The sequence below is a fragment of the Candidatus Symbiopectobacterium sp. genome (genome assembly GCF_020054415.1).
Taxonomy (GTDB): domain Bacteria; phylum Pseudomonadota; class Gammaproteobacteria; order Enterobacterales; family Enterobacteriaceae; genus Symbiopectobacterium.
On sequence record NZ_JAHWCO010000529.1, the window covers coordinates 1 to 8512 of the forward strand.

Annotated in this window: 10 protein-coding genes and 3 pseudogenes; 6 read left to right on the forward strand and 7 right to left on the reverse strand. The window is 48.8% G+C overall.

All coding sequences use genetic code 11. The annotated features are described in order from the left end of the window. From QZ506_RS15500 to ffh, 6 genes are all read right to left on the reverse strand, one after another. Positions 1 to 333: helix-turn-helix domain-containing protein (locus QZ506_RS15500; RefSeq protein WP_291972264.1), on the reverse strand; the 333-nt coding region annotated here is incomplete at its 3' end. A gap of 204 nt (positions 334 to 537) precedes the next feature. Next, positions 538 to 885, reverse strand: a complete 348-nt coding sequence (gene rplS / locus QZ506_RS15505) for a 50S ribosomal protein L19 (protein WP_222157879.1) — start codon at positions 883 to 885, stop codon at positions 538 to 540. Between the two features lie 59 nt (positions 886 to 944). Further along, positions 945 to 1700, reverse strand: a complete 756-nt coding sequence (trmD, locus tag QZ506_RS15510) for a tRNA (guanosine(37)-N1)-methyltransferase TrmD (protein WP_291972266.1) — start codon at positions 1698 to 1700, stop codon at positions 945 to 947. 38 nt (positions 1701 to 1738) lie between these two features. Continuing rightward, entirely contained in the window at positions 1739 to 2287 is a 549-nt protein-coding gene (rimM, locus tag QZ506_RS15515; protein ID WP_291972268.1) for a ribosome maturation factor RimM, read from the reverse strand. 18 nt (positions 2288 to 2305) lie between these two features. After that, on the reverse strand, positions 2306 to 2554 hold the full coding sequence (gene rpsP / locus QZ506_RS15520) for a 30S ribosomal protein S16 (protein WP_291972270.1): 249 nt from the start codon (positions 2552 to 2554) through the stop codon (positions 2306 to 2308). Between the two features lie 147 nt (positions 2555 to 2701). Next, positions 2702 to 4054: a signal recognition particle protein gene (gene ffh / locus QZ506_RS15525; RefSeq protein WP_291972272.1), complete on the reverse strand. Its 1353-nt coding sequence runs from the start codon at positions 4052 to 4054 to the stop codon at positions 2702 to 2704. Positions 4055 to 4235: 181 nt separating this feature from the next. Here ffh and QZ506_RS15530 point away from each other — a divergent pair, with 181 nt between their 5' ends. The 5 genes and pseudogenes from QZ506_RS15530 (at position 4236) to QZ506_RS15550 (ending at position 7830) form a co-directional block, all read left to right on the forward strand. Then, entirely contained in the window at positions 4236 to 5030 is a 795-nt protein-coding gene (locus QZ506_RS15530; RefSeq protein WP_291972280.1) for an inner membrane protein YpjD, read from the forward strand. 139 nt (positions 5031 to 5169) lie between these two features. Next, a pseudogene (locus QZ506_RS15535) lies at positions 5170 to 5467 on the forward strand (IS1 family transposase). 257 nt (positions 5468 to 5724) lie between these two features. Then, complete coding sequence (locus QZ506_RS15540) at positions 5725 to 6150, forward strand: hypothetical protein (protein ID WP_291972273.1); 426 nt, start codon at positions 5725 to 5727, stop codon at positions 6148 to 6150. A 302-nt stretch (positions 6151 to 6452) separates the two neighbouring features. After that, positions 6453 to 7112 (forward strand): metallophosphoesterase, encoded by a 660-nt coding sequence (locus QZ506_RS15545; RefSeq protein ID WP_291972276.1) that lies wholly within the window; start codon positions 6453 to 6455, stop codon positions 7110 to 7112. Positions 7113 to 7339: 227 nt separating this feature from the next. Continuing rightward, a pseudogene (locus QZ506_RS15550) lies at positions 7340 to 7830 on the forward strand (N-acetyltransferase family protein). A 52-nt stretch (positions 7831 to 7882) separates the two neighbouring features. Here QZ506_RS15550 and QZ506_RS15555 read toward each other — a convergent pair. Beyond that, the gene (locus QZ506_RS15555; RefSeq protein ID WP_291972278.1) at positions 7883 to 8248 is read right to left on the reverse strand and encodes a cytochrome b562; all 366 of its coding nucleotides are present in this window, start codon (positions 8246 to 8248) and stop codon (positions 7883 to 7885) included. 186 nt (positions 8249 to 8434) lie between these two features. On the opposite strand from QZ506_RS15555, the pseudogene QZ506_RS15560 reads away from it, so the two are divergent. Beyond that, positions 8435 to 8512, forward strand: a pseudogene (locus QZ506_RS15560) (IS1 family transposase); the annotation flags it as partial.

The window sequence follows — 8512 nt, forward strand, 5'->3', positions numbered from 1 at the left end:
AGCCCAGCGATGTTCGACATAAGCCACGATGTCGTGGGTATGATGGAAGAGATGTTGAGATAAATAGCTGATTAAGAGCGCAGTCTTTTCAGCACAAAGCCGACTTGCAGACCCACCGTTTTCAGGTTTAAGTTTGCGAATGTTGACGTAATCATTTATATGTTGGTTTACCGTCGTTTCGTGCAGACGCAGAGCTTGCGCAATCATCGCAGAGCTCCAACCTTCGGAGGCCAGCAGGACGGCTTTGATGCGATCACAAACACGCTTATCACGACTGGTGTCATGAAGGTGTTCGAGTTCGGCTTTTTGCTTGTCGGTAATAAATATCTTCATAGCGGGTGAGCATGATCTTCTTACCGCGTAAAATCAATCATCTTCAATGATCACGGGTATAGATATTCAGAAGTAAAATTAGGTGTAAAAAATCTGTCACTGAAGGACACAGATAAATAACGTATATCAACGAATAAAAAAGGGCCTAGCCATTAGCTAACCCCTTCATAACTAAAATATTTTTGATGTCGCGTTAGCGAACTCTTAGTTAAGACGCTCTTTGATACGAGCAGACTTACCAGTGCGCTCACGCAGGTAATACAGTTTAGCCTGGCGTACTGCACCACGACGTTTCACAGTGATGCTGTCAACAACCGGAGAGTGAGTCTGGAATACACGCTCTACGCCTTCGCCGTTAGAAATTTTGCGAACAGTGAATGCAGAGTGCAGACCGCGGTTACGAATAGCGATAACCACGCCCTCGAATGCCTGCAGACGTTTTTTGCTACCTTCAACGACCCATACCTTCACTTCCACGGAATCACCCGGACGAAATGCAGGTACGTCCTGTTTCATCTGCTCTTGTTCAAGCTGCTTAATAATGTTGCTCATAATATGTCTCTTACCCTAGGTAAACTGATACATGGGTACGCGCACCGAAGTGCAACGCCCTAATCCTCTCGTTGCTCAGGCTGATGTTCACGCTGGAACTCAGTCAGCAACTCCGTTTGCTCGTCAGTCAGAGCTAGTCTTTTCAGAAGTTCAGGTCTTCTAAGCCAAGTTCGGCCAAGCGACTGCTTTAATCGCCAGCGACGTATTTCAGCATGGTTTCCCGACAGTAACACCGGGGGAACCTCCACGCCTTCCAGCACTTCAGGACGAGTGAAGTGTGGACAATCCAACAGCCCATCTACAAAGGAGTCCTCTTTCGCAGAAGATTCATGCCCCAGCACACCGGGAATAAAACGGGATACCGAGTCGATAAGCACCATTGCTGGCAACTCACCGCCACTGAGAACGTAATCCCCGATTGACCATTCTTCATCAATTTCGGTTCTGATTACGCGCTCGTCAATCCCTTCATACCGGCCGCACACCAAAATCAGTTTCTGATGCGTTGCTAGCTGCCGTACGCCCTGTTGATCCAGCTTACGGCCCTGAGGTGATAAATAAATCACCCTGGCACCGTCGCCTGCCGCGGCCTTTGCTTCATGAATGGCATCCCGCAAGGGTTGCACCATCATCAGCATACCGGGGCCGCCACCATAAGGGCGATCGTCCACGGTACGATGCCGATCGTAGGCGAAATCACGGGGATTCCAACACGTTACGTTCAGCAGGCCATTTTTTACTGCCCGACCAGTGACTCCATAATCAACCACTGCGCGAAACATCTCTGGAAACAGGCTAATCACCCCAATCCACATTTTTGCGTTCCACTCAGTTCGTTCGTTTGATTCAGAGCTCAAAAACTCGGGTCCCAATCTACTTCAATCGTTTTCGTAGAAAGGTCTACGTGCTTGATAACCTGTCCGGTCAGAAACGGAATCAACCGTTCCTTCGCGCCGAAGGCATCTTTCAGGTTAGCTTTGACCACCAGCACATCGTTAGAACCGGTTTCCATCATATCAATGACTTTTCCCAGCTGATATCCCGCAGATGTAATGACTTCGCAGCCAAAAAGATCCTTCCAGTAATATTCACCTTCCTCCAAATCAGGAAGCTGTTCAGAATCTACAACGATCTCAGCGTTCGTTAATAAATTTGCCGCATCGCGATCATCAACACCTTTTACTTTGATGATCAGAGCCTGATTGTGGTGTTTCCAGCTTTCGATCTCGACAATCTGCCAAGATCCCTGAGACTGGATATACCAAGGCTGGTAATCAAAAATGCTTTCGGTTTCTTCGGTGGAGGAAAACACTCTGAGCCAACCCCGAATACCATACGTTGACCCCACTTTTCCCATCACGATGGGATTAACAGGGGATGACGGGTTAAGTTGCTTGCTCATTGTCACCACCGCAGCAGATTACGCAGCTTTTTTAGCATCTTTGATCAGCGCAGAAACGCGATCAGAGATAGTTGCACCTTGGCCAACCCAATGTGCAATACGGTCCAGATCCAGACGCAGAGCTTCGGCTTTACCGGCTGCGATCGGGTTGAAGAAACCGACGCGCTCGATGAAACGACCGTCGCGTGCATTGCGGCTGTCAGTCACGACGACTTGATAGAACGGGCGTTTTTTCGCGCCACCACGTGCCAAACGAATTATTACCATAACATCCTCTTTAGTCAATAAAACAGCGAAGCCCCATCGAGGAACGGGGCCCGGGTGTCATATAAAAAGCCCGAAGATTTTACTCATTTTGGCGCAAAAAGCAATCTAAAGCGCCAACTTGCACTGCCAAGAGCAAAAAAATCGCGATTAACGCCCCGGGAAACCCGGCGGCATCATGCCTTTCATGCTACGCATCATTTTTGCCATACCGCCATTTTTAATCATACGCTGCATGTCATCAAACTGTTTTAACAAACGGTTGACGTCTTGCACCTGCATACCTGACCCAGTGGCGATACGACGCTTGCGTGACCCTTTGATGATTTCCGGCTTGGCACGTTCCTGTTGTGTCATCGAGTTGATGATTGCTTCCATACGCACCAGCACTTTGTCATCCATTTGAGATTTCACGTTGTCCGGCAGCTGTCCCACGCCCGGCAGCTTGCTCATCATGCTGGCCATGCCACCCATGTTACGCATCTGCTTAAGCTGATCGAGGAAGTCGGTTAAATCAAAACCATCCCCTTTCTTCAGCTTTTTCGCCAGTTTTTCCGCCTGATAGCGGTCAACCTTGCTTTCAATATCTTCGATCAGGGAAAGCACATCCCCCATACCGAGAATACGCGACGCAATACGTTCGGGATGGAACGGCTCCAAGGCTTCTGTCTTTTCGCCAACGCCGAGGAATTTAATCGGTTTGCCGGTAATATGACGAATTGACAGCGCCGCACCGCCGCGCGCATCACCATCAATTTTAGTCAAAATCACACCGGTAAGCGGCAGTGCCTCATTAAAGGCTTTTGCGGTATTGGCCGCATCCTGACCGGTCATGGCGTCAACCACAAACAGTGTTTCAACAGGCTTGATGGCCGCATGCACCTGCTTGATTTCGTCCATCATCGCTTCGTCAACGTGCAGACGGCCGGCAGTATCCACCAGCAGCACATCGTAAAACTTCAGCTTGGCGTGTTGTAACGCGCGGTTAACGATATCAAGCGGTTTTTCGTGCGCGTCGGAGGGGAAGAAATCCACCTCGACCGTTTGAGCCAGGGTTTCCAACTGTTTGATCGCCGCAGGGCGGTATACGTCCGCGGAAACCACCAGCACTTTCTTCTTGTGCTTCTCACGCAGGAACTTGCTCAGCTTACCCACGCTGGTGGTTTTACCCGCCCCTTGCAAACCCGCCATCAACACCACGGCCGGCGGTTGAGCTGCCAGATTCAAGGCTTCGTTGGTTTCTCCCATCGCGGCAACAAGTTCGTTTTTGACGATCTTGATGAATTCCTGGCCCGGCGACAGGCTTTTGTTTACTTCATGCCCGACGGCACCTTCCTTGACCCGGTTGATAAAATCACGCACCACAGGGAGCGCCACATCTGCTTCAAGTAAGGCCATACGCACTTCGCGCAGGGTGTCTTTGATGTTATCTTCAGTCAACCGTCCGCGGCCACTGATGTTGCGCAATGTGCGCGAGAGTCTGTCAGTTAAGTTATCAAACATTATCTTGTGCTCAACGAAAGGCGGGCCGCATACGCGACACTCTGGACAAATATGGCTGATTATACCATGAAAGACGAAACGATTGCTGTGAAGCGCGACGATAACCGGTTGGTGTGTGACGAGACAACCGCTATACTGGCACTCCCTATCACTTCAACAGCCGCTCAATGTGTTGATCACTATGCCACTCTTTGCCATTACAGCGTTAGTCGCCTACTCAATCAGCCTAGGACTGATTATTCCTGGCCTATTGCGCAAACAGAGTGCCTACCGTCGGTTGGCGATGATCTCTGCGGCAGTGGCCCTGATCTGCCACGCCATTACGCTCTATCACCGCATTTTTGATGTGCAAACCGGGCAGAATCTTAGCTTGTTGAATATCGGCTCTACCATCAGCATGATGATATGCACCGTGATGACGGTTGTTGCGTCGCGCAATCGTGGCTGGTTTCTGTTGCCTATCGTTTACGCGTTTGCGCTTATTAATCTGGCCTTTGCCAGCTTTTTGCCCGGTGAGTTTATAACGCATCTGGAAAAAACGCCGGGGTTGCTGTTCCATATCGGGCTGGCGTTGTTCTCTTATGCCACCCTGATTATTGCAGCGCTCTATGCGCTGCAATTAGCACTGATCGATTATCTGCTCAAAAACAAAAAGCTGAGCATCGTTTCTGAAATGCCGCCGCTGTTGAGCATTGAGCGCAAAATGTTTCATGTCACGCAAATTGGCGTCATCCTGCTGACGATGACGTTGTGCAGCGGTTTGTTTTACATGGATAACATCATTGAGAACAAAGAGAATCTGCACAAGGCGCTGTTCTCCTTGTTTGCCTGGTTCAATTATATTCTGCTGCTGTGGGGGCATTACCATGAAGGGTGGCGCGGACGCCGAGTAGTATGGTTCAGCATGGTGGGCACACTGTTACTGACGCTGGCCTACTTCGGCAGCCGTGTTATCCAGCACTTTGTTGCACAGTAATACGCTTTATCCGTGACGATATGCAAACAAAATCTATGGTCACCCCCATTTTTGCAACACTGATTTTTGACTAATGGTGGGTCGTGTATTCAATATGTTGATTGCAGTGTGAAATATCCGGTTTTGGATGTGGAATACAGTGGCTAAAGTTGATGTAAGATGCCCGTTTTGTGAACAGACATCTCCTGTGAAAAAACACGGTTATGGCAAAAGTGGCCATCAGCGTTACCGTCGTCAGTCATACAAACACGGATAGCTACAGGGATTACAACGACGAACTTCCAAAAGTAAAACACATTGTTAGCAAGCTGTATACACAGCGTATTGAGCGTACACATCTGACACTGCGTAACCGATCGCAACGGCTCAATCGCAAGACGCTCGGATATTCAAAATCATCCGAAATGCACGATAGGATCATCGGTACTTACATCTAACGCGAGTACTACGTTTGATGCTACATCAACTCATTGAATACACGACCCACATAACCCGGTAACCGACTATCTTGCGAAGGGCCTCTGTTCCACATACAACCTAGGAATATTAATAAAAATCAGTGAGTAACGTCGCTATATTGAAAATTGTTAATTTTTCTATTAAACCTATATTGCCCTGACAAAAAATGCGATATGTTACCTGAACCCCGGCGATGCAGAGCCATTGAGCAGGGGCATAATAAGAGGACAGGATGATGGCAGATGAGTTGCAGAACAAACTCGTTACTGCGTTAACGTCTCTGCGCGATCAGGGGAAAACGCCGACACAGGCCGTCGAGCATATGATTCAGGCATTGGGCGGGCATTATCATGATATTTCCCGCATTAGTGTTTTAAATGCCAAACTGATTGCCTATGTGCTGTATACGGTTTATCAGGGAAAGATCTCCGTCCATGAGTTGGCGGTGTTATTGTGCAATATGTGTTATGGCGGGCCTGATATCGCTCTGGCGCTTCGGACCACCTTTACCATGCTGGATGCGCAGGCGATTGGGGCGCTGCTGCTGGATACGCAGGTTTACCCTGAGAGTGAAAAACAGCAGGTGCACCATGCGTTGCACTATGCAAAATTTTCTGTACCTGAATGCGATCAGGCGGTGGAGGCGCTTTACTCCGCTTGACACAACAACGGTGTTGCCGCCATCCCTGCTTCCGGTGTGAGAACCTTTACTGACCTCCCTCCTGGGCACCATAAGGCCCGTATCGCCAATAACAGCACCGCGTAATCCTGCGTTCCTTTTTATAAGAATCGCTTTTTTTTCTTCTCTCGGATCTTTTTCATGCTGATCGACGGCAATCTGTTACGCATAATTATGTGTGTCTGTGTGATTTTGTGATTTTGTGGTTTTACTCCCTGATTGCATGAACAGCGCCCATGGTACGCAACATTACTTTAAGGCGTCATTGCAGTCTGGGGGTTAAAATGCGCGAGGTTGTTCGCTACCGCAGTATTCATGGGGATGATTATAGCCATGTGTGGGTGGTTGGGGATCTTCATGGCTGCTATCAACAATTGAAGCAGCAATTGATTGCACGAAAATTTGATGAACGTTGTGACTTGCTGATAGCCGTTGGCGATCTTATTGATCGCGGAACAGACAGCGCGGCATGTCTGGCACTGTTGGATGCTCCCTGGTTCATTTCAGTGGCAGGTAATCATGAATGTATGGCGTATGCTGCGTTGCAAGGAGAACGCAGTGACCACTGGTGCAACAATGGCGGTGACTGGTATTTCGAGTTGAGTCCGATACGCCGTCATTCCATCGATCGAATGATCCAACTGACGGCGTCACTTCCACATGTTCTGGAAGTTAACGTGCAAACGCGCCTTCATGTTATTGCTCATGTGGATTATCCCTCCACGCGCTATGATTTTGGCCTGCCCGCCAATGTGGATGATGTCGTGTGGGGGCGCAGGCGGTTGCAACGAGCGCAGCCTGGCGACTATCAGCGGATCGAGGGAGCAGACCGTTTTATCTTCGGACACACGCCGCTTAAAAAGGTGTGCGCCTATGCCAATCAAATCTATCTCGATACGGGGGCCGTTTATGGTGTACCTCTTTCCATGGTGCGTTTGCGCTAGCAGGATGCCTGTTCTGCGCTTTATTTTTTCCTCCTACACCCCGTTGTTTTCCTCCGTGATAGTGGCCCTTGCACTCGCTGATATGCTCGTTCTTGACCTCGCTGTGGCGTAATGAAATAGCGCCGTGACGTGATTATTATCGCCCAATGAACAAAATGCTGTTCATACTGCAACCGCTCTAGGGTAGCACCGGGAAGCAATGTTGGCGTTTATAACAGGAAAGGATGATGAATATAACCATTTATCCCGCTCAGAAAGCAGATGCTGGCGTGATCTTGGATATGATTATTGAGCTAGCGGAATATGAACTTTCCCGTAATCAAGTGATTGCGACGCGGGAAGACATTGAAAAACGCTGTTTGGCTCTGATACGCGCACAGAAGCCTTGATTTGTGCCATTGATGGAGTACCGGTTGGGTACGCGGTATTCTTTATGAGTTACTCTACCTGGTTGGGCAAAAACGGTATTTATCTTGAAGATCTCTATGTAGCCAAACGTTTCCGTCAGCATGGTGCGAGCAAAGCGCTGTTAGCGCATGTGGCAAAATTGGCCAAAGAGCGTGGCTGTGCTCGCCTGGAGTGGAGCGTACTGGATTGGAACCAGCCTGCTATCGATTTTTACGACAGTATTGGTGCTAACGCGCAAAGTGAATGGATTCGCTATCGTTTGGACGAGCAAGGCATTGAGAATTTTTTGCGTAAACATGTCAGTGCGTGAATTTAAACTGGCTCGTGATCCGGTGGCCCGCAGAGAGGCCACCGGACGGATGTTATACACCGAGCTTCTTGTGGTACTCCGCACGGGTTTTTTTCAGATTATCTGTCGCGGTTTTCGCTTCAGATAATTTTCCTGCGTCCACCAGTGCAATGGCATCATCGAGTTGCGTAATCAACTTGCCCAAACCTTCGTTAAATATCTGACTGTCAGGCCCTTTGTTAAACTCGGGATCGGCTTTGGCCTTGGTGGCGTGTTCCTTCATGGTCTGTAACTCAGATTTTAGCGTAGCCGCATCGTTGGCGCTGTTGGCACCTTTAAAGCTACCTGCCATGGCACGCATTTCCTCTTTCACCGATGCCTGACTGGTCAACGGCAGTGCCAGCGTGACGCTCGCTAATGCGATGCTTACTGCAATCATTGCTCTTTTCATTGCTTACTCCTGTTGGGGGATGCTTTACCGGAAAGGATTACCTTGTCGTTTTGTTATTGTTATGTGAAAGAGTATTCATGAGTCTGTGAGCGTGGTCAAATGGTATATATGGTTGGTCGTGTATTCAATATGTTGATTGCAGTGTGAAATGTCCGGTTTTGGATGTGGAATACAGTGGCTAAAGTTGATGTAAGATGCCCGTTTTGTGAACAGACATCTCCTGTGAAAAAACACGGTTATGGCAAAAGTGGC

Coding starts and splice junctions, on each gene's coding strand:
- rplS (WP_222157879.1), bottom strand. CDS start 885: ATGAGCAACATTATTAAGCAGCTTGAACAAGAGCAGATGAAACAGGAC.
- trmD (WP_291972266.1), bottom strand. CDS start 1,700: ATGTGGATTGGGGTGATTAGCCTGTTTCCAGAGATGTTTCGCGCAGTG.
- rimM (WP_291972268.1), bottom strand. CDS start 2,287: ATGAGCAAGCAACTTAACCCGTCATCCCCTGTTAATCCCATCGTGATG.
- rpsP (WP_291972270.1), bottom strand. CDS start 2,554: ATGGTAATAATTCGTTTGGCACGTGGTGGCGCGAAAAAACGCCCGTTC.
- ffh (WP_291972272.1), bottom strand. CDS start 4,054: ATGTTTGATAACTTAACTGACAGACTCTCGCGCACATTGCGCAACATC.
- QZ506_RS15530 (WP_291972280.1), top strand. CDS start 4,236: ATGCCACTCTTTGCCATTACAGCGTTAGTCGCCTACTCAATCAGCCTA.
- QZ506_RS15540 (WP_291972273.1), top strand. CDS start 5,725: ATGGCAGATGAGTTGCAGAACAAACTCGTTACTGCGTTAACGTCTCTG.
- QZ506_RS15545 (WP_291972276.1), top strand. CDS start 6,453: ATGCGCGAGGTTGTTCGCTACCGCAGTATTCATGGGGATGATTATAGC.
- QZ506_RS15555 (WP_291972278.1), bottom strand. CDS start 8,248: ATGATTGCAGTAAGCATCGCATTAGCGAGCGTCACGCTGGCACTGCCG.